The organism is Alteromonas sp. a30 (assembly GCF_026788005.1).
Classification (GTDB): domain Bacteria; phylum Pseudomonadota; class Gammaproteobacteria; order Enterobacterales; family Alteromonadaceae; genus Paraneptunicella.
In genome coordinates this window covers 223,532-247,464 of record NZ_JABEPE010000004.1, presented here as the reverse complement: position 1 = coordinate 247,464, position 23,933 = coordinate 223,532, and the positions used below count along the sequence as shown (strand labels likewise).

Sequence of the window (23,933 nt, the reverse complement as noted above, 5' to 3'; positions counted from 1 at the left end):
AAACGGAATAACACTCTACTAGAAACGAGCGCTAAAAGTAATGGCAGCTTAATTTTCCTTGAGTGAACTGTTCCTCAAATTCTACAAAAAGCTGTTTTATTAGTGTATGCAGAATCTTTTATTTGGAAAGCTGTGAAAATGCAATTTCTATGTATTCTTTATCTTCTGGAGTAAATAAGTTATCGAAATTGATGAGAGTAATTAGGGCTTTAACGCTGCCATAAATCGGGTTAACGAAAAAGTTTTTTATACTGTCTATTGCAAGCATAACTAGCTTGATGAGGGATATTGTTGCTTTAAAGTGGAGGGTTTGTAGCGCTATTTTGTTGGTTGCTTGTAATGTTTCTTGTTGTGACGCATTTTTGCTAAAAGCAGTGATTAGATCAAAGTCTGCGTCTCTTAAAATAAGGAGGTTTTTAGATTGCCACCAATCTTTTTTGATAACTTGAGCAACGGCATCCGATACAACAACATTGAGTTTTTTATAAAATAATAAACTGTTAAAGGCGACACTTTTCACAGCGCGAATAATTAATCCTAAACCCTCAGAGAAAATATGCGCTACGGATTTTATTTTTCCAACAACCCAGCGCCATGCTCGTTTAATTCCATCAAATATAAAGGATGAATTTTGTTTGGTGCTCCATGCCTCTGATTTTAATTGTGTTTTGCTTAATTTACTGACCTGTTGGGTTAATAAGCTTGGGTCCATGTCTTGTTGTCTGAGCTCTATTTGGTTGAGCTGATTAGCATAATCTAGGGTTTGGAGGGCGAGTTTAGCATACGTCCATGCTGAGCCTTTATCCTCCATATCCTTCTTTATCCGATTTTTTATGGTGGGCACCTTTTCCACTGGTTTTCCATTAATTAATGCTTGGGCATCGGACCAAAAGTGCAGCATTCTTCGGAGTTCTGCACCAAATCTGATAGATGCTCTGTTGTTCCGTCTATTTAAAATGGGTGAGAAAACTCTTCCGTAGGTGCTGCTGCTGATTTTATCTGTAGGACGGAATTGAATTGGGTTGCTTTTTTTTCCTATCTCACAGCCATATCCGTTTAGCCATGTTTCAATGCGTGCTTGTGCCATTAAGAAGCGCAAGCTAACGGCGTTTTTTCTCTTTTCATCAAGTTTAGGAAAGCCTCTTTTGGGTTTATTCCATGCATCTGGACGATATACCTGTTTTAACTTTCCTTCGATGTGGATTTTATTTTCGACGAGTTGTTGGGTTAATCCATCGGTGTCGAAAATCATGGCTATGAGCGCTAGGTTGCCGTTTTCCTTTGTTTGTGGAATGCGTAGATTCAAGTGATTTACGATAGTAGTGAAGTCGTTTAATCCTTTGGTAACGGCATTAGCCAGTTCGGCATATTGGTTAGCCCTTTCCATTGGTAAGGTAAAAAATCGGGTGGCGGGCTGTGGAATGATTCCGAGCACATTTAGCCTCGCGTAAAGTGCTCGATTAAAAAAGGCTTGGTATTGGGGTTGAGTCCAACGTTTAAGATCTTTTGGATCTTCGAATGAAAAAACATTTTGTAAGGCACTGAATGTTTTACTCGAAAGCCATGAATCAACTTTGAGGCCGGCTTCTTTTTGCATGAGTTTAACGGCGGCATCGAAGCGTTCTATGAATTGGAGAGTTTTTGGCTCTTTGGGAGCTGTTGATATATCAGGTATGTTCTCTACTTCTTCATGCGAAAGGTACTGTAATACCGCGAGGCGCTGACAAATAACGTTTGCCAGCGGGCCTTGTAAAAGTTCTAAATTGGTAGTGTTCTTTGCAATGGAGTAACCGCCCACAATGTGTGATTTTTGAGCATTGTCAATAAGTTGCTCTGCTTGTTGCAAAAGCTGAATATTGTCATTTTTCATGCGATTGAATCCATTGTATTAAACTGTCGAGCTGGTGAAGGTAAGTGATGTTGTCCTTATCAATGATTAAGGCTATTTGAGTACCAACCCGACGGAGTCCTTTAACAAATTTAGGATGCTTTCTCGCGTGTCTTGTCCGGCTTTAATAGCCGCATTGTGTGCAGTTTCAAATTTTTGCATTTCTTCTGGCGAAAGGTCATCTGCTCTGAATACAACCGCATCACCGTCAATTTGATAAGAATTAAAGCAGACGACTTTTAGGTTGCCATCGACCTTGGCCTTGAGTGCGTTATTTAAAATGTTTTGGAAATTTAAGTTATTTGTATTGATGGGGTCGGTGCTCTCGGCGGATGTGCCAAGTAGTAACTTTAAATCGCCTGTATAGGTGGTGACCGTTAAATTGCTAAAGTCGGCAGCGGCGTCTTTGAGGGTTTCAATCGCTTTGCTTAGGGTTTTTGTTGTTTTGTTGTTGTTTTCTGACTCTGTTGCCATGGCTATTTCCGTTTTATTTGTTGGGTTAGTTAGGGTAAGCACTTTAATAGTAAGAATAAATTTGAACTTTGGCTAATATTTTATTCAATTGTTATTGAACGTAAGAAGGGGGGGGGGCAGCTCCCCGTGCTGTACAAACTTAAGGGCTTTTTTAACGTTTTTAATATGTATTTCGTCGATTTTGATAGGGTCGTAAACTAAACGTAGCTTAATGTAGACTTAATTTGTTCATATTCAGTCACTACTATTGTCAAGCATAACTAGCGTTTGTTGATTACAACAAATAATAGGTCTAGTATTAAGCTGATAACTGGTTATATTTTATAAAGTTGTTGGGGATCATTTGAGAGTGATCTGACAGATTAAATTTTTAATATTTGAAGAAGTAACTTAACGGCGTCTTAATAGCGCTCTAATGGAGTTAAATATGAAAAAGGTTGTAAAGGTAGCGGCGCTTGCAAGTCTAATCGCTGCACAATTTTCAGGAGAAGCGTTAGCGGGAACTATAAATCCGATTGTTTCAGAATCGGTTAGTACCGAAGCAGCCTCAACGGGCCAATTTACTGCAAACATTTCTGGTGACTCAATTGTTTTCGATCCTCAAGTTGATTTAAACGCGGCTGACCGCGTTCTCATTACTTTGCCTGACGGCGCGACTTTCCAAAATGCTGACTACACTCTTGAAGTGAGTGCTGGTGGAGCGGGAACAGGTGACTTAAATGAGTTCTTATTAATCACTGCTGAGACGGAAGGTGCCACAGAGTTATTGTTCCGAGTTTCCAGTGGCATATTGTCAACAGATGACTTTATTTTATCCGGTTCTAGCATTGCTGGTCAGGCCATTGATTTTAATCTGCCAGCTTTAGCCGCAGGCGGTGAGATTACATTGGGGGCTACGATTAGTGACGTAGGCGGTGTTTACGATATTTTCCCAGCAATTGAATTATTTCAATACGCAAATGAATTCTCTGCCTCTGTTACCAGGGGAGCAGATGGCGTTATTGATGTAAATGATGATCGCCTGACCTTTGTTGGTGGTCTTGATACTAACGATATTGAACTAGCCTTCACGGAAGCGTTTATTACTAATTCTGTTGTTTTAAATGATAACGATAAGGTTAACTTAACGTTAAGCGGTGATTTGTCTGGCGTTGCAAGTGTTGCCTTAACGACCTCTCCTGACGGTGTGGCTCGCGGTCTTTTCACGCTTGACGCCGACGCTGGCGTTGCGACTTTCGAAGCGAGTGCTAGCGATGTGTTCGCAGCAACTTCTGCAATTGTTAGTGTTATTACAACGGGTAATGATCCGTTAACGAGTCGTACTTTCACGGTTTCATCTGACTTAGATTTCGAATCTGAATCGGATAAGAATTTGGTTGCTGACAACACTGCTGCTGGTGAGTGGACGGTTAATGGTTTGCAGGCCAAAGTGTCTCAGTTAAGTTTGAATGCCAATGGATTTGTTAGCTGGCTGAAAGTCATTAACGAAGGTGGTGTTTCTGCTGACGTGTTTGCTGATATTATTTATACATTGGCAGATGGGACAAACGGTAAAGTAACTAATGCTTCTTTAGGTTCAGTAGATGCGGGTGGTGTGGCAACTATCAGCGAAGCCTCTATCCTGACTGCTATTGGTAGCCCAACTCAGCTTGTTGATGTATCAATGACGGTAACGGTGGCAGCGGCAACAAACTCCGTACATTTGATTGCTGAGAAGAAAGCGGCTGATGGCCGAGTTTCAATTCCTGTGTACTATAACACTGCGGGTTCAACCCCTCGTGTATGGGTTAACTAGGACAACGGATTTTACGTAGTCACGTTATTAGAAAGGCGCTTAAAGCGCCTTTTTTATTGCTCGGTTATTGAGTTTGTTGTTATTGCTTAGGGAGTGGTGTGGGTTAACGCCTCTTTTAATGGGGAAAGGTGCGCTTCAAAGTGTTTCCACTGCTCTAATCCAGAGCGATAAATAGGCTGCCGCACTTGCTCTGAACTCGGCGTTTTAATGGTTCGTTTGGTTTTGTGAAAATCTAAGCAAGCTTGCTCGAATGGGAGGTCGCAATAGTCGAGTATTCTTCGGACTTGTGTTTCTAAATCGTTCACGACATCTTCGTGTTGTACGCGCAATACTGCTCCGGGTAACACTTCATCCCAGTGCTGCATGAGTTTTAAATAGGCTTGGTAATATCGTCCAATATTTTCAAGACTATAACTGAACTCTTGGCCTTCTCCAAAAAGCTGTTTAAAACCACTAAAACAGCAAGCCATCGGGTCGCGCCTAGCATCAATGATTTTAGCCTTCGGCAAAATGAGTTTAATCAGCCCGATATGCAAGAAATTATTGGGCATTTTGTCGATAAACAACGGTGCTTGTTTGCGGTAAATCTGTGTTTCTTCGAGGAACTGCTCGCCAAAACGGGCGAAGTAGTTGGCGTCGAGTTGATGCAAGACTTCGGGATATTGGTTTTTATGGCCTCTTAAGCGTGAAACTAAACCAAGGATATTATGCAGCTCCATGGTGCCATCTACTTGTGAGTGGGACGCCAGAATTTGTTCGAGAAGGGTTGAACCTGCTCGCGGTAGGCCAACGATAAAAATGGGATCTGGGCGGGTACAACCAGCCTTCTCAAACTTATTGAATAACGCCGCTGTGCATTGTTGAATTTGTGCATCAACTTGCTTTTCAATAAATATGGGGTCGTAGCCTAATGTTTGTTGTTTGAGGGCGTTGCCTTTTTCATAGGCGTTGAATGATGCGTCGAAGTTTTTCCTATCTTCTTGTGCCTTTCCTAAAGCAAACAACATGTGGATCTTGTCTTCGGTTTGTATTTCTGAGGCTTCAACCCACTTGCTCATCGTTGCGATTTCTTCGTCAGTAAAACGGTAGGTTTTTGTGTTGGCTAAGCTCCAGTACGCGTCTCCGAAGTCGGGTTTGAAACGGTAAGCGTTTTGATAAGAAACAATGGCATCAGTGAAGTTTCCTTGTGCCTTTAACGCATGACCAAGAAGCAAGTGTACGCCGGGTTGGTCATCTTGCTCAGCAAGTAATTGCTGGTAAATGTCGATAGCCTGATCAATTTCACCTATGCCAACGAGCGATGAGGCTTTTGCAGTAATAACAGCCGGATTATTGGGGTTCAATTTTAGTAGCTTCTCAGCTAATTGCCGAGCTTGTTCGAATTTTCCCATTTTCGACAATAGTTTTAAGTGAGCTAAGCCTGCGCCTTGGTGCTCTGGGTAAAGTTCTAGACAGCTTTCTAGTAAAAACTCAGCTTCGCTATAAACTTTCATTTGAATGCCAATTTCGGCTAATAGAAACAGTCCTTCTGCGTGATGTTTTTCTTGTTGTAGGAACTGGCGGCAAACTTGATCGGCTTGAATGAGGTCGCCTTCGTGCATTAAGTCACGTGCGCCAACAATAGCTCTTGGTAAGTTCTCAAGGTAACTCAGTTGTGCTTCAGCGAGTGATACAGCCTGTGTGTTGCCTGTTTCTTGGTATAAGGTTTTTAATGCTCGCCAACTTACAATTAGAGTTGGGTTAAGTTGAACGGCTTTATAGAATGCGATTGCTGCTTGTTTTTTGTTTCCTTGTGCCAGATGAATATGCCCTTGCTCTTGAAAGTTTCTTCCATGATTTGGGGCAAGTTGGGTGAGCTGTTCACTGCTTTTAAGCGCAGCATCGAGTTGTTTGCTTAGTCGATGTGCAACGACCAACATATAATGAATGTCTATTCGCTGTTTTTCGTCGAGCGCTTGTGAAAGTGCATTGTTCGCTAACTCAACGGCTTGTGAGTAGCGACCTTGTGTAATGGCCTGCTTTATATCTTGGATCATGGTTTCAAAGACGAAGGAAAAGATTAGCTGTAATGTGCCAGTTTTTGCTGACGGAAAAAAGCGATAAGCAGGTGGGAAACCTGCTTATCGTGTTAACGTTAGTAGAAGTCGTAAGAGAATCTAACGCCAACAGTACGTGGACGGTTTGTCACAACTTTAGGTGTAAATTGTTGTGTGTCTATGTACAAGATAGCATTTCTGTCGGTGACGTTATCAATGTAAAGCTCCGCTTTCCATTCGTCCCCAGAAATACCAAAGGCTAAGTTACCAATCGCGTAGCCTTCTTGAACATAGCGACCACCACGGAAGACTTCGCCGTTACTATCGGTATAAGTAACGCCTTGATATACCGCTGCTTCATCTTGAATACTTAACCCGCTGCCAGTGCCAAACACTAAGCGAGTTGTGTCTTCAAGTACGTAAGCATCCATATTCATGCCTGCTAGTCTGTCTCCTGTGTAGGAAATAGACGCATTTACATAGCCAGTGAAGCCATTCTCAAGTTCGTAGTAGTAACGTGCTCGAATGTTGCCAGAGAAATCCGCAGAATAAGGAAGTTCTGCACCTACGCCAGCTGCAATACCATCAAGTTCAGTATTGATACGAGTTAGCTCGGTATCTAGGAAACTGAATGATGCATCAATCACTAGGTTATCTGTTGCTAACCATGTGATGTCTGCGTCTAACCCTTTAATCTCGGCATCACCAACGTTGTCGGTGAAAACTAAGAAACTGATATTGGTTGGGTCAAAACGAGATGTTTGCAGATCTTCGATTTCTGAATAGTAAGCCGTGGCGTTAACGCGAAGAATGCCGTCAAGGAAGTCACCTTTTAGGCCAAGCTCGTAGTTTTCTAATGTATCGGTAAGTGAGTACACCGGAATACGGAAGCCTTCAAAGGCACCACTTTGATTGGTGGCTAATCCACCACCTACACGGTTGGTAACGGGGGGACGGAAACCTTCTGAATAGCTAGCGAAAAGTAGGATGTCATCGGTTACTTTCCAGTCAAGAGAAGCTTTGATAATGGTGTCATCTACCGTTAACGTGCCGTCATCATTCAATAAGTCGACTTGAAGTTGACCGCTTTCTACCGCCGCCATAATGGCTTCTGGATCTTCGCCTACGGCAATAAGTTCTTCGGGGTCGAGTGTCGCGAACGCGCGCAGACGACGTGATACATCTACAGTCGTTGTTGAACCTTTGTAGGAGTCTTCAATTTCGTACCAACGTGCGCCAAAGCTAGCGGTCACTGTATCGGTAATGTCGTATTCTAACTGACCGAATACGGCAATTTGATCTGCGCCATGTTTAACGTCGTTAACGAAGCTAACGTCTGACTCAAATGGGCCGCCATCGCTATTGATTCCGTCGGTACCCACTAATGTGCGTTGTAAATCAGAGAAGAAGCTTAAGTCGGTGTTACCTAGTTGGAAACGACCAATGGTATCGATGTCTTGTTCATCGAAGAAAACACCTGCGGTAATACGCCAGCGGTTCTCAGCAGGTGTGTTTACGCGTAGTTCGTGGGTTAAACGAGTGCTACTGGTTTCTTCTTTATAGTATTTAGTTGGGTCCAGACAACGTTCATCGGCTGGTGTTTCAGCTTCATAGTGGTTACACACGTAGTACGCTGCGAATAGACCACCGTTGGTGTAGCCTGTGTAATCAACTAAAGAATCAATTTCTCTATCAAGATAACCGCCGGTATAAACGATTTCTAATTGCTTCAAACGCCCTTCGAGCGTCCAAGTGGTAAGGCCGAAATCGTCGTTGTTTTCTTCAGGAACAAAGCGGTTTGTTGAGCTACGACCTTCTAATGTTGGATCGTAAGCGAATACGCCCTCAGTTTCTAAAGCTTGTTCGGTATGTTGAACCAGTAAAGACCAGTCTTCATTGATGTGATACGACAAGCCTAAGCGAGCGCCTGTGTAACTTGCGTCGTTAAAGTCTTCTTCTACCAAAGATGCGTTAACTGGAGAGTCAACTGGCGTGTTTTCAGGGTCAGACAGTGGGCCACCTGAAATGCGGTCAATGACGAGAGCGCTACCAATGTAGCCGCCTTCACCGGGCACATTTAGAGTGTTATCGATCCACCCACCTTGATCGTCGTTGTATACCGCCAAGCGCACAGCAACATCGTCAGTTAACGCGGCATTAACGTATGCTTCAACGGAGTTACTCATTTCTCCGCCTCGAGTGAAGCCTAAGTTAGTATCAAACCCTGCACTAAAACCACTATGATCTGGTTTGTTGGTGATCATTCTGACGGTGCCTGCCTGAGAGCTAGCGCCGAAAAGAGTGCCTTGTGGTCCGGGAAGTACCTCTACACGTTGAACATCGGTTGCGTACACATCAAGGTTTCTGCCTGACATGGAGACGGGTTGCTCATCAAGGTAAAAGGCGACAGAAGGTTGCAGTGCCTGAACGGAAGAGAGGGCGATGTTACTTTGAGTGGTTGCTGCACCACGAATGTAGATTTCATTTTGTCCAGGGCCAGTACCTTGGAAAACCACATTGGGTAGAAACTCTACGTAGTCTTGAAAGTTATCTACACCGAGGTTTTCAAGTGCTTCTCCGTTAAGAGCGGTAACAGAAACGGGGACATCCTGAATGGATTGTGTGCGTTTTGTTGCTGTTACTTCTATTGTTTCAATTTTGGCTTTGCCGCCTTCATCTGCATGTAGGTAGCCAGCCGTCAGTGCTGCAACTATCGCGCAACTGAGTTTGGTTTTTCTCATGATACTAATTGCCTATGTGATCCAAAAATGTTCAGAAATTAAAAATGTTGAGCTAAATATTTTTTGTTAGATCATATAGCAACGAGAAGAAAGTTCAAATTTGATTCAACTCGAACTATAATGATTCGGTTAAATTTAGCATGAAACCCAAATCTAAAAGGATTGTCCCAATTAAATGGGGGGTTGTTTGCAAATTAAGATTTGTATTCGAAATATTAGTGTAGTGTTTATTTCTGGTTTAAAAAGCACCCATCTGGTAGTTTGCTATTGATGAGAATGCAATATGATTTTTTCTAACTTAAGGCTCAGTTGTGCAGACGAATAATACGGTTCAATCATTAAATCCTCGCGTTTTTTATCCATCTTCCATTCTCATTGCGCTTTTACTCGCTTTTGCTTTTTTTATGCCGAGTTTAGCCGAATCCATCTTTAATCAAGCGCAAGAACTAATTGTAACAAACGGAAGTTGGTTCTATGTATTGAGTGTTGCCGTTATCTTGTTGTTTGTTGTGTACCTTGGGTTTTCAAAATATGGCGAGGTGCGGTTAGGGCCTGATCATGCTACACCTGATTATTCCTTGCTGACTTGGCTTTCTATGTTGTTTGCTGCTGGCATGGGCATCGGTTTGATGTTCTTTGGTGTGGCAGAACCGTTAATGCATTTTCTCACTCCGCCATCGGCCGACCCTCAAACGTTAGATGCCGCAAGGGAGGCGCTTAAAACAACATTCTTCCATTGGGGCTTTCATGCTTGGGCTATTTACGCAGTAGTTGCGTTGGTCATGGCGTATTTTTGCTTTAGACATGGGTTGCCGTTAACGCTCCGTTCTGCTCTATACCCACTCATTGGCGATAGAATTTATGGCTGGATTGGTCATGCCGTGGATATTTTCGCTGTTACGTCCACCATCTTTGGTGTGGCAACGTCTTTGGGGATTGGGGCATCGCAAATTAATTCGGGATTAGCGCACTTATTTGCCATTGAAGTGAACAACACTAATCAAGTTTTATTAATGATTGGTGTGATTGCGATTGCGGTGGTGTCGGTTATGTCGGGCTTAGATAAAGGCATCCGTCGTTTATCCGAAGCAAATATGATTCTAGCAGTGGCTTTGCTTGTGTTTATTTTGGTGCTTGGACCAACCGTTTTCCTCCTGAAAGCCTACTTGCAGAATACGGGGGCGTATTTATCCGATATTGTCCGTAACACATTCAATTTATTTGCGTATGAGAAAACGGATTGGATTGGTGGTTGGACTATTTTCTATTGGGGCTGGTGGATCGCATGGGCGCCTTTTGTTGGCTTGTTTATTGCGCGTATCTCTAGAGGGCGCACCATTCGCGAATTTGTGTTAGGCGTATTGCTAATTCCTTCTGCATTTACGCTGTTTTGGATGACCGTTTTCGGTAACTCCGCTATTGATTTGGTGCTCAATCAGGACCAAACAAACTTAGCGAGTATGGTGAATGATAATACATCGGTCGCGTTGTTTGTGTTCCTCGAACATTTCCCATTTTCACAAGTGTTGTCTGGTATTGCCGTGGCGATGGTAGTCATTTTCTTTGTGACTTCATGTGATTCTGGCGCCATGGTCGTTGATATGTTGTGCTCAAACGGCCATAACAACACCCCCCTTTGGCAGCGGATTTATTGGGCCGTTGCTGTCGGCGTAGTGGCGATTATTTTGATGACCGCAGGAGGACTAAATGCGTTGCAAACCATGACGATTGCTTCCGCGTTGCCTTTTGCCATTATCTTACTGATTGCCTTATTTGGGTTAATTAAAGCCTTGAGGGTGGAAGGATACAAGAGAGAAAGCTTACAAATGAATGCGGTGCCAATGCACCCCACAGTCCATTCTGAAGGTTGGCGTGAACGGTTGCAAAATATCGTTGATTTCCCTAATAGAAGCTCAGTTGAGCGGTATATCGAAAAGATCGTAACACCGGCTTTGAATTCAGTTGTTGACGAGTTTAGCCAAAATCAAATCGAGTCGGAGGTTAAGCGAGTTGATAGAGGTGTTGAGTTGATTGTGCGTATGGGAGATGAGCATGACTTTGTCTATGGGGTGCATCGTCGCAAGCATATTCAACCTGAATTTGCAGCACCTGAGCAAGATGACATAGACACTGATGATGAACAATCATATTATCGCGCCGAAGTGCACCTCCAGGAAGGCGGGCAAGACTACGATATTATGGGATGGTCGAAGTTGGCAGTTATTAATGATGTCATTGATCAGTATCATAAACATATGCACTTCCTACATTTGTTGCGGTAATTGGAGCTGACCTTAGCTCAAAACAAAGAGTTTTTTATGCATAAAGATGAAGAGTTGTTGATTGCATTGCGTCGCGTTATTCGGGCAATCGACTTACGTTCTAAACAATTGAACAAAAGTATTGGTTTAACTGGCCCGCAGTTGCTTGTGTTGCGTTTTGTTGGGCAAGAACCGGGGGTCATGGTTCGTCAAATTGCGAACAATATAAATTTGAGCCCAGCAACGGTTACTAACATTCTCGATAGACTTGAAGCGCGCAATGTTGTTCAAAGGATCAGAAGTACAGAGGATAAGCGTCGTGTTGGCGTCTTTCTCACTGACCAAGGCCAAGAAATGTTGCAAACTGCGCCTATGCCATTTCAGGAGCACTTCACCAACCGGTTCTCTAAACTCGAAGAGTGGGAACAAAGTCAGATGGTTGCCACGATGCAGCGCTTAGCGCACATGATGGATGCCGAAAACATCGATGTATCACCTTTCCTTGAAGTCGGCGAGTTAATTGATACTAAACCAGAGAGTTAATGGAATCTTTACGAAAAGGCTACTCATCTCAAGATAAGTTGCCTTTTTAGCTATCGCACACACCTTATTTTAACAGCCAGCGCCCCATATCCACGACACTGTCAAAGCTACTCGTAATACCTATTGGACCAAGCACTACGCTGGAAACAATAATGAAATACACAAGCCTTGAATGCTTTGAAATAATGCTGAGTGTTTGTTCTTTAAATTGAGGCTGTTGCATCAAGAGGAAAAGTACAACAAAGACATTGGTGATTGCCAACGACCACCAACGAAAATGATCATGCCCAAGCGGATACAGAGCAAGGGGCGAAAGAGAAGCAAGTAACAGCAGATTGGCATTAATGCTCAATTTATTCTTATTTTCTTTAATGATCTTAAAGAGTAAATAGAATTGTGGCGCTAACAATACAAACATAATACCGTGATGAATAAGGTTCCAAGGTCTCACTGTATTGGCTAACGTCATTTTAATATTTTCTATTAATCCCCCTTTGTACAACACCTTAAGCGAAGACTCGACAACGCTATTACCATAGGTTTTTTGTAAAATGGCCAGATGTTCAGAGAGTGATAGTTGAGTCATTAAACCTTGTGTTGAGATATAGAAGGTGAGACCCAATACCCAAATGAATGAAACGACTTTGCTGATGATGGCGTTGTTTTCCTCAACCCATAACCAGTAGGCAAAGATCAGCGGGAAAAACATAAAGAAAGCGGCTTCATGCACAAGTAATGAGGTAGAAAGCAGAAGGTTAACCAGAAGAAATTGTGAAGGGCCTTTTGTGTTCTTAATGGCACCGATTGTTGCTAAAGCAAGCAGTGCAGTGATGGCATCAAAGCGGCCTAAGTCGTATACCAAATGTTGAATAGTAAATGGACTGACAATGGCAATCAAAGCCAACAACAAAGCGGCCTTGCTTCGATCTTTGAAAAATACTTGGCTCCACATGGCGACCAATACTACAGATAAAGCAATTACCAGCAAATACGAAAAACTGACCACGGATTGAAAGTGAATGTTTGGAGAAAAGAAAGCGAATAGCTCGCCAACAAGCCCGCGTTTAATGAAGCCATATTCATAATTAAATAGATAATGTGTGAACTTCCAATCGCTAACGTAATTATCTGCTCGCACGAACAACAGCGCGATGATACCGCCAAAGAACACAGATAAACTTAATTTACTTGCTTGCTGATAGCGTTCAAAACTGGGCAACATACTTGTCTCTTTTTACTGTTTATATATTGTTAGGGCGTCATCTCACTTCACATCGGGGTTCAGTTAACGTAAAAGAGACTTTTGGGGGGAGTGTTTTGATATATTCCGTCAACGCATTTTGGGCTGAGGTTTCGAATTCGCAATCTGTGATATAGAAAGCAACGCTGGGGCGAGATACGGTAACGCGACGTCCACCTAACGTTAATTCACCCAGCTTTTTCCATTGTGTTGGAATATCCTGAAACCAATCCTCATAAAGCATCACTAGCTTAACGTGACGTTTACTGGCTATTTCTGCCATCCAAGAGGCTTGTTGCTGGCTTTGTCTTAGTTTAAGCGCTTCTACAGAAGCTAAGCCCCACAAATCGAGAACATATTTGTCGTTATGATAAGCAACATAACCAAGATCATTGACGGCAACGGGCTCTTGATAAAACTCACTGACAAATCGATGCATTTGGTATTGTTGCTCGTAGATGTTGTTTGCAGCCAAGGGAGTGCTTAAACCCGTTAAGATATAGGATGAGCAGATAGTCAATGTACCGAAGCCTATCCAAGTTGTTGCCCAGAACTTACCTAACTTTTTGCTTAACTTATCTAGCGCTTCTAAATTGAGGAAAACAATGGTTAAAAGCATGGATGCCCAGATATAGATTTCATAGCGATCGTACCATCCATAGCGCCCGACAACGGCATGTAACCCGCAGCTCAAAAACAAGGTAGCGGATAACAGTCTGACACCGTTTTCCCGCGTCTTATCGAGTGATACAAACAGAAAATACAGCATTCCCAAAACTAACAAGATCCCTCTATCAGTTGACAGGCTTCGATTGAGGTTGCTGATTAATGTGCCTAGCCCACCGCCAGAAGAGACAACTGATGACTTGGCCATAATGGAGGTCGGAAATGGATTTAAGCCTAGTGACATCAAGAATAAGGCGAATCCAATAACGGAGATGGCAATAATAAACCCAGCAAAAACTGACTGGAGGCGATAACCCCGGAGAAATAGAAAGAGCAGCGCTGGGCCAGACAGTGCTAAACACTCATATCGAATGAGGGGCGCTAAAATAATAGCGGCAATAAGCCACCACGTAACACGTTTATTTTGGACTTCGTAAATGAGGCCACTGACAATCATTAAAGAGAACCACAGTTGGTAAGAGTGCTCCATTCCGGTAAAGGCCAAGCCCACTAAGTTCAATGCAGGAATGCAGGCGATAAGTAGCACTAGAATAGGCAAATGTTTTCCTGTCGTTTCACTGACAGTGTTTTTAAACCATGTTCTCCATATGAGTACCAATGTTGCACAGGCCGCCACAACATTCATAAATAATAATAGATAAGGGGCAATAGATAAGGAGGCAAAAGGCGCAAGAATAAAAGGCCAAATAATACTTGATGAAGGGGCCGAGAACTCACTTAAATTAACGCCATAATGGCCTTTGAATATATTTTCTGCGAGTGCTAGATGAATGTATGGGTCATCAAGAGAGAAGGTGAAATTGCCATGGTTCAGAGCAAAAATTGCGGCAACCTCAATGCCGAAAACAATACATAAGAATATTAGGGCAAAGCCAATAGGCTTGAGGTTTCTATTCCATTCTAATGTCACTTGATTGCTCCTTTGGCTTTCTCTTTTAATATCACTTTATTCGTTTGTTTTAGATGCGTTCAAATCCTGACTTGCCCAATAAAAAGCCCTGATGTGCCATTTTTAACATAGGTAAGTCCCCAGCAGTATCGCCGTAGGCGTATCGGTTTGATGGTGCTCGGGAAGTGCGTTTTTCCCACTCTTCTATCCGACGACATTTTTCAGTGCCAAAACAGTTTTCGCCAAAAAGCTCTCCTGTAACCTGCCCAGAAGGCGTGGTTATTAAACTGGAGGTAAGGTAATCAGTGAACCCGTTTTCTTTTGCCCATTCAGCTAGGTAAACATCCAGAGAGGCGCTAACTAGTATGCACTGATGTCCCTGCGCAATATGCCACTTGAGTTTTTCCATACCTTCTGCACGTAGCATGCGAGCAACAATCTCTTGGTTGAAGCTTGTTCCCTGACTTTGCAGATCACTTAGCTGTTTACCCTTCAAAAAGATTCGTAAAACATGTTGCTTCGCTACATCATTCGCCATGATTTTTAGCTTATACGCAAGCAAGTATGGGCTAGCGCGCAGCATTTTAAACCAAAAGCTCAACGGCGTGGAAATGTAACGTAAAAAAGGGATTAACGTGTCGCCAGTCGTTAATGTGCCGTCGAAATCAAAATAGACTACAGGGGTTTGCATTACAAAGAGAGCTTCTTAAAAATACGTTCAGGAATCAGTTTAATGATGAGCATAATCCAGCGCCAAAACCAGAGTAAATATACTTCATCTTTTCCTTTTTTCATTGCCTGAATAATCCCTTCAGCAACTTGCTCTGGCTGCGCCCATAAAGGCCCGGACTTATCGAAGGAAGCAGTCATTGGGGTGTCTACAAAACCCGGTTTTATATCGACCACAGATACTGCGCTTTTTGATAGTCGGTTGCGTAGTCCTTGAAGAAATGTTGATACCATGCCTTTTGCTGCGCCATATACATAGTTGCTTTGACGACCTCGATCCCCTGCAACGGATGTAATAACAGCAATAACGCCTTTGCCTTTCTTTTCAAAGTCATTGGCTAATTCTGTTAATAGGCTGATGACACTTAGCGCATTGATATTTATCTGTTTGGCTGTTTCGTTATAAGACTGTTCACATGCTTTTTGATCAGGGAGGCTGCCATGGGCGATGAGCACGGAGTCTATATCAGGTAATAGTGTATGGGCTTCTTGTAACAGTGCGTGATGAGCTTCGGTATCAGTTAAATCTGCTGTGATGCAGTGTACTTGTTGCTCCCCCGTTGCTCTTACGAGTAAATCTTGTTTAAGTGATTCTAGCTTATTTGCATCTCTGCCAATACAAACAAGGGAGGCACCTTCACCGATTAGTTTTCGACAACAACTTTCTGCAATGGCGGACGTCGCGCCTATAATGAGTGCTCTGTTGGTAGGGTTCATCGACTAACTCGACTCCAAAAATCTGAACAAAAATACGGGTCAATACTCTCAGAAAAATGTTCCCACAATGGAAAGCTATGTTTGAACATTTCCGAACTCATGCGGCCATCTTTTGCGGGGTATAACGCGCCGCCGTGATCTTTAACAATTTCATCTAATTTACTCAACAGCCGCAGGGTTGAGTTTCCTCTATTGGCGAAATCCAATGCTAATGTGGCGCCCGGTCGAGGAAAGGATAGTAAGCCCTTAGAAGGTATGTCTCCAAAGGTTTTCAGCACCGCTAGGAATGAGCCTTGGCCACTTTTAGAGATGTCTTTGAGCAACAAATTTAAGCCTTCTGGAGCGGATTCCATCGGCAAAACGCACTGATATTGGAAAAAGCCTTTTTTCCCATAAAGTCGGTTCCAGTTTTTGATTGCATCAAGTGGATAAAAATAGGGAATGTAATGCTGAATAAACCCTTCTGGTTTCGTCGGCTGACGAGCATACAAAGCGTTAAATGCTTTTAAGCTAAAGCGGTTAATCAGAGAAACTGGAGATTCAATCGGAACAGACTTTGTTGTTTCAGGGTGAGTGGGGTAAGTATTCAATGCTCCTGCATGACGACCAGCAAAAAATACGCCTCTACCAAGCTTTCTTCCCGTTGCCGCACAGTCGAGCCAAGCTACAGTATAAGGTGACGTTGAGGAGTGCTTGCTATTGACGTCCCAAAAGCGAGTGAGATTGGAAAATGATTCGCTTTGCACCACCATCGCGGGGTTGTTGATAGGTTGTAGTTGAATTTCTACCCAAACAATAAGCCCCGTTAACCCTAAGCCGCCGATTGTGGCTTCAAACCATTGCTGATTTGTGTCAGGACTACAAACAAGACGTTGTCCGTCAGAGCGCAAAAGTTCAAAATTAAGAACAAAGTTGCCGAAACTTCCTACGCTATGATGGTTTTTTCCATGGACATCATTTGCTAGAGCGCCCCCAAGGGTAACAAACTGCGTACCGGGCGTGACTTGCAAAAACCATCCTTGTGGCACAACCAAGGTTAAAATCTCTTGTAAAGTCACGCCAGCTTCTGCTTTTAACTTTCCAGTTTGCCGATCAAACTCAATAAATTTATTGAGGGGACGCGTTAAAACTGGTGTGCCATCGGAGGTTAAGCAAACATCGCTATAACTGCGGCCGTTGGCATAGGCAATCATGGGGGTTTTAGGTAGGGGTTTTGTTCGGTCTGTCCATGAAATGACCTTTTCGCTGCTGATTTTGGGGTAACGGTTCCAAGGGGAAAGGGTGATGCTCATGGATGCATGGCCTCTGGTTTCCGTTTCAGATATAGCGCCCAAATGCCTAAGCCAACAGCAAACCAGAGAGTCGCAAGGCGGATAAACACGGTTGCGGCTATAGCGGTTGGCATGGGGACGTTTTTTAACACCAGCAGTGCCAACATCGCCGCTTCGGCTCCTCCCAGCCCACCCGGTAAGAAGCTTAGAGCTCCTGCAAGCATGGAAATAGCATAAATAAACACAGCAAAGGGGAGTGAAATGTCGGCACCAAGCCATTCCAGTACCCAATAAAACGCAAGGGCCTCTGCACCCCATGAAATTAAGCTGAGTATGAGAGCGGAAGCCATTAGTTTTGGTTCATGACATCTGCGAGCGTTTAAAAAGACGGTTGCAATATGACCCACCAATTTAGCTATTTTGCCGGTATAGCTTTCAGCTTTTTTCTTTATCCAATTTAAGATGCGCGCATCGCCCATCAATAGTAATAAGCTCAAAATGATCAAGCCGCCAGTCATCACGAAAACTTGCCCTTCGGGATATTGAGATAACCCTATTAAGGCTAAGGCAACGATAGCCAACAAATCGGACAATCTTTCGCTAATAAATGCTGCAAATGATGAAAAATAGCTCACATTGTAGGGTTTTAACAGAACGCCCCTAAAAGCTTCGCCTGCTTTGCCCGGCGTGGTAGTCAATGCAAACCCACTGATGTAAATCAGAATGTTATCTTTAACGGGTAATTTGTGACCAAGGACTTGTAAATACATTTGCCAGCGAATGAACCTTAAACCATAGTTAATAAGCGACATACTTAGCGCAATGGCTGCACCAATAAAACCAATCTCAACAAAAGAAGCCTGCACTTCTTCCCAGCCTCCCCAAACGGAAAACCCTAAATATCCCAAGGCAGATAAAACGATGGAGATAATGAGCGCCTTAAACTTCCATCCGCTGAGTTGGTATTCGCTCATGCGATAACCCAGAGGGACGCAATTGCCCAACAGGCAACAGTAGTAAGGAGATGGATGTCCGTTAGTAAATCTTTTGCTGTATCGTTACCTTTGTCTTTTTGGTGTAATAAAAATAGGTATCGGAAGATGCCGTAAACAACAAAAGGTAACGTATAAATGAGGTTATCGCTGCCATGCAGCGCCTTAGTGCTAGGCGCTACGGTATATAAGCCATAACTTAATATCGTGCAGGCGGCGGTAATTGAGATGAACTGCTCTAGCATCGCGGGCTTGTAATCATCCAACACTTTTCTGGTTATGTTGCTGTTTGCACCAAATGCTTCGAGAGTCAGCAATTCAGCTCTTCTTTTGGTGAAGCCTAAAAAGAGTGTAACCATCAAACCACACAATAATATCCATTGCGAAGGCATAATACCTAGCCCGAGGGTGCCTACTAAAATTCGCAGCATAAAGCCGGTTGAAATAATAAAAACATCTAAAATGACGACGTGCTTCAATTTCATTGAATAGAAGATGTTTAGAATAAAGTAAGTGCTAACAAAGCTACCTGCCCAAATACTGATATTGAACGAAATAGTCAGCGCCCCTGTAAGCAATAACCCTAGAGTTATCCACGCGGTTTTTAACGAGATTTTACCACTAGGTAGTGGTCTGTTTTTCTTTGTTGGATGTTCTTTGTCTGCTTCAATATCAAGGAGATCGTTCAAAACGTAAACAGCACTTGCAACCATGCAAAAGCTAATAAAAGCAAACAGCGTTAATTGTAAAATATCTTGCGACCATTGATGCGCAAAAAGAGGACCAATGAGCACAAAACCATTTTTAATATATTGGTGAGGTCTGAGTAGTTTGATTAATGGCACAATAAATCCTAAAGCTGTGCTGGTAAGCTAATTCCTGTTGCAGCTGTCGTTAGAAATTGAAATAATCGAAAAGCTGTTGGATCCTACCATAATATGGATCGCATTCAATATGAATGTAGTGATTGTGCATGAAGAATGTTATCTTCAATTGTGGTGGTAAAATAGTTGGCCTCAAGAGCTCTCAGAGTGGAAAAATATGGTTAGCTTTGAGATGAAACCTGTTTTATAAAGTACCAGTAATTGACTGGAATAAAACGTCATAAATACACAACTCCAGATCCAGAAAAATACTATGTTTACGAGTTTGAAAACGCTTTTTACTACCAGCTTACTAATATTGATGCTTGCTTCATGCGGTGGCGGCGGTGACTCAACGCAACCTGTTCAACCGCCCCCTCCTCCTCCACCTGCTCCCACGCAACAGGAACAAATAAGCGAATTATGGTCCTCCGTAATTCCAAATTATATGGAACAGGTACCTTGGGCTTCGAACAATATTTACGATGCTGGGCACGTATTAATGTTGCCTTTAGATTATGCTTTTTCCCCAAACGGTTCAGTGCAAATGCAAAATGATTTTCATGCGCTATTCTCAGATTACTTGGCCGTTTTTGATGAGAGTATTGAGCCGAATATCTTAAGTCGCTTCCAGTTTCTTTATTTGGCCACACGTTATTTGAATTTGGTGCAACCCAATGGGTTCAATCAAGAACAGAAAGCGCTTTATGATAAAATTTTATCGCATTTGGAGTTGGTGTTTTTTGAGCAATCAGCCCGTTATGCGTTCAACAACATTGGTACGTTAGAAGAAGTGGTTCAAACTAAACTTGATCTTGTTACTGAGCCGGTATCTAAATTACGTAGAGTGACGGTTGATTTAGAGTTTCATGTTTTTGCCATTGCCGGTGAGTTTGCAGCAATGCAGCGCCGAATCGACGGTGATGTGAGTCAGCGTATCCAGCGTATTTTGGATCTTAGTTATGATACTTTTCAAAGCGAAGTGGTTTATACCGACAGTGGTTGGTTATATCAACCGGGGTTTTGGGAAAACTATGTTGATTATCAATTTGCAGGCCACTCTATAATCCAAGAGAATTTAGCGCCTTTGCCTGTGGCTGGTATTGCTACCGATTCATCCCACAGCCATAGAATGCCACTTTGGTTATTGAGTATGGCCAAAGCATACCCAGAAGGAAACGATAGAAGAGAGTATTTTGAGTCACTTTCTGATGGGTTCGAAGAGCAATTTATGACAGTGGTATATCGTGCGCCTACCAGTGATTTCCCTGCTCCTCGTATGACGAACTATATGGACGGACATAATGGCTTATATCGGTATAATGCGGATAATCCAGAGCCAATTAAGTTAGCTTATGAAGCGTTTAATTTATCAGGCACGCTGTTAATTAGCTTCTTTCCTTATATGTATAACGACGAGCTTGCTTCAGCTTATGAAAACTTAGCATTCCCACTTCAGGAAAATGTAGCCGATTTATATGTAGGGCTGGGACCCTCGCTTGACCCCACTGCATCGGCCATTACCTTGCCTGCATATCATGAGAACGGTTTTGCAGAAATGAACGCATTAATCGCATCGTTAATGGTGTCTGAGGTTGTTCAGTAGAAGCAAGACAGCGGTTAAGTAGTAAAAAGGCGACAATGGGTCGCCTTTTTGCTTGTGGGATGGCAGAAACCTAGGCAGTAAAGCGTGTTTGTAGGGATTGTACTAACCAACCTTTCAGTTGTGCTTCTGAAAGTGCACCACTGGTACGAGATACTTCTCTTCCGCCAGCAAAAAGAATCATCGTTGGAATATTTCGAATACCTGCTTCGACGCTTACTTCCCGTGCCGTTTCGGTGTTGACCTTGGCGAATAGTATAGAATCAGTTTCCGCGGCAACTTTTGCGAAAACCGGTAGCATGACTTGGCACGGACCACACCAAGATGCCCAATAGTCCACCAAAACAGGTAAATCATTCTTTTCGATATAGTGATAGAAGTTTGAGTTATTTAACTCAAATGGTTGATGGCTATGTAACGCAGCCTGACATTTACCGCATTTCGCATCAACATGAGACTTGTCTTCAGGTATGACGTTAGTTGCTGCACAAGATGCACATACGATATGCATAATTTATCTCCAAAGTATTCAATAGTTTTGTTGACCTGTCACTTTGGCGCTTTATTTCAACTTTCTTTTGACGTTAAAGTAAATATTAACCATATAGCATATAAATGTTTCGCTAAAGGTCGACATAAGGCTAATATATTTGGATAGAAAGGGCGAAATCTAACCAATTCAAAATTGGAGGAGAAGATAATGGCATGTTTATTAGATCCCGCTGGAAATATCGTATTTCTAGCGCATTATCATGTGTTTGGCAGAATGCTACATTCAGTTGATACAGAAATTAAAGGTGCGGAAGTATCGAGACACCATGCGGCTCTAGAATGGCGAGAAGAACAATGGATGATCAAAGATTTTAGTACCAATGGTACTTGGGTCAATGGTGTGAAAATGCCGAAAAATCAATTTGTTGCCATAAAGAAGGGCGCGGCCATTCAATTTGGGCATAACACTAATGATACTTATACCTTGATTGATAACAAGGCTCCCGTTGATAGCTTGTGTCGTTGTCAGCCCGATGCAAAGGCAGAGCCGCCATCATTAGATTATGTTGTTGAGCTCGACACTTATCATATGTTGCCTAATGGCCAATCTCCGAGCACAGTTGTGTATAAAAGTAATGGCATGTGGTGGGTTGAAGATTTGCATGCACAAGATCACAAACGAGCTTTAAAAGACCGAGATTTACTTGAAATAAACAAAGAATATTGGCAATTCCGCTTAGCGGGAGGTTGCATGGAAACCGTGCCGCTTTCACAAGAAGAATCGCATTTAGAAGATTTATGTGCCGAGTTTAGTGTCAGTCAGGATGAAGAAAGTATTAGTTTGAAAATCATCCAAGGTACAAAAGAACAAGATTTAAAAATCCGCAATCATCATTATCTTTCCCTATATTTGTGTCGAAAACGTATCCAAGATCAGCAGTCAGGTTTAGCCAGTTCCGAGCAAGGGTGGGTTTATGTTGAGCAAGTTTCAAAAGATTTAGGCATTGAAGAAACCGCAGTAAATGTTCATGTTCATCGAGCTAGAAAACAATTTGCTCAACAATTCAAAAATATTGCGGATGCACCGAATTTTGTTGAGCGGAGACCTTCTCAGTTACGTTTAGGATTGTCGTGTTGCCGCGTTTTAAAAGCCGATAAATTAGAATGTGAACTGAGTTTAATGGCTTAGTTTTCAGGTAACGAGAAATTGGGCTTTTTATGATACGTGAAATAACGTGAAATAATACTCGAACAATATATCCATTACTTTAAGCGCTACCTTGATTACAGTGGAGTGTGTGATTTTTGAATCACACAAAGTTGATATGGAAGCAGCCTTGAGTCATCGATGGGTAGGGAACAGCCCAGCTTTAACACAGTTAAAACAACAAATCAGTAAATATGCAGGTGTGGATTTTCCGTTAATTCTTCGTGGTGAGAAAGGAACGGGAAAATCACTCGCTGCATCATCAATTCATGAGATGAGTGCTCGTCGTACTTCTCCTTTTATTAATGTCTGTTGTTCTCATTGGGATCCCAAAAGTGCCATTCAACTATTTGAACAATGTTTCAAAAAGGCATTAGGAGGGTCGATACTTTTAAAAAACCTCAATGTTCTACCCGAGTCCATTTTGAACCGGTTACAACCTTTCTGGGAAAGAGAGTATATGGGACAGGTCGTGCCCGTCAGGATTATGTGTACTTTTTGGGATCGGCATGAAAACAAGGAGGTGATTGAATCTTGTGCGCCGTGGTTATCTCTTAGTTTACCTAATCTAAATAGACGAACAGAAGATATTCCGCTACTCATCCACATGCTAAGAGAAAAATATAAAAACATTAAACACATTGAATTTGAACAGGATTGTTGGCCCCTTATTTTCAGCAATTCTTGGGAAGATAATGTAAAGGGGTTAGAGCGGTTTTTTGCGAAGTTGGCGGTGTTATCGGAAGATGAAGTCGTTTCAAAAAAGGCGCTCATTTATTATTTTCCAGAGTTTGAGGGGCTTAAAATAGATCCTGCTTACCTTGCGATGGATACGTTTGATGAAAACAAGCCAAAATTAGGGAGTAAACAGTCGATAGCGGTATCGTTATTGGAAAACCAAATTCCCGATGTGGCACATCAACACATTGCTATTTCGCGTTCACTCAATTTCATGATGCAGCAATTCAACGAGAAAATTACCATTGAACATGCTGCAAAAAAAGCCTGTGTTAGCCCGCCACACCTATCTTTTTTGTATCGAAAACACTTGGGCGTGTCATTTAAAAAGTTGCTTTTAGAACTTCGAATTGAGTATTCAAAGCGGCTTTTACGTAATCAACCCAGTATGCAAATTACGCAAATCTCTTATGAGACAGGGTTTCATGATTTAAGTCATTTTGAGAAAACATTTCGTAAGCTGGTTGGTATAAAGCCTTCCCAATATCGTCGCCAATTACACTAGTTCTAATGCTATTGTTGAGTACAAGTGAACACTCTAAATTAGGTGCTTAGGAGCCTACAAGGGGATGGTTTGCTTGTTGTCAGTTAGGCAGTTTATCAGCGGATTAAGTTCCGCTTTTTATTTCGTAAGCATCCTTGTTTTTTACCTTTTATCAATGCTTTTTACTCAAAGTAAACGATCTTCCGCGCAATTTACCTGCCAGTTGCCGCATTTGTACACTTCTTCTGTTTTAGCCTTGTTTATTCTTTCTCCATCAAATGAA

18 protein-coding genes are annotated in these 23,933 nt (G+C 42.4%); 6 read left to right on the top strand and 12 right to left on the bottom strand.

Annotated elements, in window-relative coordinates:
* Positions 1–118 precede the first annotated feature (118 nt).
* A complete protein-coding gene (locus HJG39_RS06350) occupies positions 119–1,870 on the bottom strand; it encodes a hypothetical protein (RefSeq protein ID WP_268407937.1) in 1,752 nt (583 codons plus the stop codon).
* A 72-nt stretch (positions 1,871–1,942) separates the two neighbouring features.
* Positions 1,943–2,362, bottom strand: coding sequence for a hypothetical protein (locus HJG39_RS06345; protein WP_268407935.1), 420 nt, complete (start codon positions 2,360–2,362; stop codon positions 1,943–1,945).
* Positions 2,363–2,789: 427 nt separating this feature from the next.
* Here HJG39_RS06345 and HJG39_RS06340 point away from each other — a divergent pair, with 427 nt between their 5' ends.
* On the top strand, positions 2,790–4,157 hold the full coding sequence (locus HJG39_RS06340) for a hypothetical protein (protein ID WP_268407933.1): 1,368 nt from the start codon (positions 2,790–2,792) through the stop codon (positions 4,155–4,157).
* 86 nt (positions 4,158–4,243) lie between these two features.
* On the opposite strand, the gene HJG39_RS06335 is transcribed toward HJG39_RS06340, so the two are convergent.
* Positions 4,244–6,193, bottom strand: coding sequence for a tetratricopeptide repeat-containing sulfotransferase family protein (locus HJG39_RS06335; RefSeq protein WP_268407931.1), 1,950 nt, complete (start codon positions 6,191–6,193; stop codon positions 4,244–4,246).
* A 98-nt stretch (positions 6,194–6,291) separates the two neighbouring features.
* The gene (locus tag HJG39_RS06330) at positions 6,292–8,934 is read right to left on the bottom strand and encodes a TonB-dependent receptor (protein WP_268407930.1); all 2,643 of its coding nucleotides are present in this window, start codon (positions 8,932–8,934) and stop codon (positions 6,292–6,294) included.
* Between the two features lie 311 nt (positions 8,935–9,245).
* Between HJG39_RS06330 and HJG39_RS06325 the strand changes: the two genes are divergently transcribed.
* Complete coding sequence (locus tag HJG39_RS06325) at positions 9,246–11,216, top strand: BCCT family transporter (protein ID WP_268407929.1); 1,971 nt, start codon at positions 9,246–9,248, stop codon at positions 11,214–11,216.
* Between the two features lie 36 nt (positions 11,217–11,252).
* Positions 11,253–11,738, top strand: a complete 486-nt coding sequence (locus HJG39_RS06320) for a MarR family winged helix-turn-helix transcriptional regulator (RefSeq protein ID WP_268407928.1) — start codon at positions 11,253–11,255, stop codon at positions 11,736–11,738.
* A 64-nt stretch (positions 11,739–11,802) separates the two neighbouring features.
* On the opposite strand, the gene HJG39_RS06315 is transcribed toward HJG39_RS06320, so the two are convergent.
* The 7 genes from HJG39_RS06315 to HJG39_RS06285 are packed head-to-tail and all read right to left on the bottom strand — an operon-like array spanning position 11,803 to position 19,108.
* The gene (locus HJG39_RS06315; protein ID WP_268407926.1) at positions 11,803–12,960 is read right to left on the bottom strand and encodes a hypothetical protein; all 1,158 of its coding nucleotides are present in this window, start codon (positions 12,958–12,960) and stop codon (positions 11,803–11,805) included.
* A gap of 37 nt (positions 12,961–12,997) precedes the next feature.
* Entirely contained in the window at positions 12,998–14,575 is a 1,578-nt protein-coding gene (locus tag HJG39_RS06310; RefSeq protein WP_268407924.1) for a hypothetical protein, read from the bottom strand.
* A gap of 49 nt (positions 14,576–14,624) precedes the next feature.
* On the bottom strand, positions 14,625–15,245 hold the full coding sequence (locus HJG39_RS06305; protein ID WP_268407923.1) for an HAD family hydrolase: 621 nt from the start codon (positions 15,243–15,245) through the stop codon (positions 14,625–14,627).
* Complete coding sequence (locus HJG39_RS06300; RefSeq protein WP_268407922.1) at positions 15,245–16,000, bottom strand: SDR family oxidoreductase; 756 nt, start codon at positions 15,998–16,000, stop codon at positions 15,245–15,247. The genes HJG39_RS06305 and HJG39_RS06300 overlap by 1 nt, the downstream gene beginning before the upstream one ends.
* Positions 15,997–17,292 (bottom strand): FAD-binding oxidoreductase, encoded by a 1,296-nt coding sequence (locus HJG39_RS06295; protein ID WP_268407921.1) that lies wholly within the window; start codon positions 17,290–17,292, stop codon positions 15,997–15,999. Before HJG39_RS06295 ends, HJG39_RS06300 begins: the two co-directional genes overlap by 4 nt.
* Entirely contained in the window at positions 17,289–18,245 is a 957-nt protein-coding gene (locus HJG39_RS06290) for a lysylphosphatidylglycerol synthase transmembrane domain-containing protein (RefSeq protein WP_268407920.1), read from the bottom strand. Before HJG39_RS06290 ends, HJG39_RS06295 begins: the two co-directional genes overlap by 4 nt.
* Entirely contained in the window at positions 18,242–19,108 is an 867-nt protein-coding gene (locus HJG39_RS06285) for a decaprenyl-phosphate phosphoribosyltransferase (protein WP_268407919.1), read from the bottom strand. Before HJG39_RS06285 ends, HJG39_RS06290 begins: the two co-directional genes overlap by 4 nt.
* Before the next feature lie 292 nt (positions 19,109–19,400).
* On the opposite strand from HJG39_RS06285, the gene HJG39_RS06280 reads away from it, so the two are divergent.
* Complete coding sequence (locus HJG39_RS06280) at positions 19,401–20,732, top strand: hypothetical protein (RefSeq protein WP_268407918.1); 1,332 nt, start codon at positions 19,401–19,403, stop codon at positions 20,730–20,732.
* 70 nt (positions 20,733–20,802) lie between these two features.
* Here the strand turns inward: HJG39_RS06280 and trxC are convergent, their stop codons facing one another.
* The gene (gene trxC, locus HJG39_RS06275) at positions 20,803–21,240 is read right to left on the bottom strand and encodes a thioredoxin TrxC (RefSeq protein WP_268407917.1); all 438 of its coding nucleotides are present in this window, start codon (positions 21,238–21,240) and stop codon (positions 20,803–20,805) included.
* Between the two features lie 189 nt (positions 21,241–21,429).
* On the opposite strand from trxC, the gene HJG39_RS06270 reads away from it, so the two are divergent.
* Complete coding sequence (locus HJG39_RS06270) at positions 21,430–22,410, top strand: FHA domain-containing protein (protein ID WP_268407916.1); 981 nt, start codon at positions 21,430–21,432, stop codon at positions 22,408–22,410.
* Positions 22,411–22,519: 109 nt separating this feature from the next.
* Positions 22,520–23,671 (top strand): helix-turn-helix domain-containing protein, encoded by a 1,152-nt coding sequence (locus HJG39_RS06265; protein WP_268407915.1) that lies wholly within the window; start codon positions 22,520–22,522, stop codon positions 23,669–23,671.
* Positions 23,672–23,933 lie beyond the last annotated feature (262 nt).

Excerpts from the sequence above, each read along its gene's own strand:
- HJG39_RS06295 (WP_268407921.1), bottom strand. The coding sequence starts at position 17,292 with ATGAGCATCACCCTTTCCCCTTGGAACCGTTACCCCAAAATCAGCAGC.
- HJG39_RS06305 (WP_268407923.1), bottom strand. The coding sequence starts at position 15,245 with ATGCAAACCCCTGTAGTCTATTTTGATTTCGACGGCACATTAACGACT.
- HJG39_RS06330 (WP_268407930.1), bottom strand. The coding sequence starts at position 8,934 with ATGAGAAAAACCAAACTCAGTTGCGCGATAGTTGCAGCACTGACGGCT.
- HJG39_RS06270 (WP_268407916.1), top strand. The coding sequence starts at position 21,430 with ATGGCATGTTTATTAGATCCCGCTGGAAATATCGTATTTCTAGCGCAT.
- HJG39_RS06350 (WP_268407937.1), bottom strand. The coding sequence starts at position 1,870 with ATGAAAAATGACAATATTCAGCTTTTGCAACAAGCAGAGCAACTTATT.
- HJG39_RS06345 (WP_268407935.1), bottom strand. The coding sequence starts at position 2,362 with ATGGCAACAGAGTCAGAAAACAACAACAAAACAACAAAAACCCTAAGC.
- HJG39_RS06315 (WP_268407926.1), bottom strand. The coding sequence starts at position 12,960 with ATGTTGCCCAGTTTTGAACGCTATCAGCAAGCAAGTAAATTAAGTTTA.
- HJG39_RS06290 (WP_268407920.1), bottom strand. The coding sequence starts at position 18,245 with ATGAGCGAATACCAACTCAGCGGATGGAAGTTTAAGGCGCTCATTATC.
- HJG39_RS06335 (WP_268407931.1), bottom strand. The coding sequence starts at position 6,193 with ATGATCCAAGATATAAAGCAGGCCATTACACAAGGTCGCTACTCACAA.
- trxC (WP_268407917.1), bottom strand. The coding sequence starts at position 21,240 with ATGCATATCGTATGTGCATCTTGTGCAGCAACTAACGTCATACCTGAA.
- HJG39_RS06340 (WP_268407933.1), top strand. The coding sequence starts at position 2,790 with ATGAAAAAGGTTGTAAAGGTAGCGGCGCTTGCAAGTCTAATCGCTGCA.
- HJG39_RS06300 (WP_268407922.1), bottom strand. The coding sequence starts at position 16,000 with ATGAACCCTACCAACAGAGCACTCATTATAGGCGCGACGTCCGCCATT.
- HJG39_RS06320 (WP_268407928.1), top strand. The coding sequence starts at position 11,253 with ATGCATAAAGATGAAGAGTTGTTGATTGCATTGCGTCGCGTTATTCGG.
- HJG39_RS06280 (WP_268407918.1), top strand. The coding sequence starts at position 19,401 with ATGTTTACGAGTTTGAAAACGCTTTTTACTACCAGCTTACTAATATTG.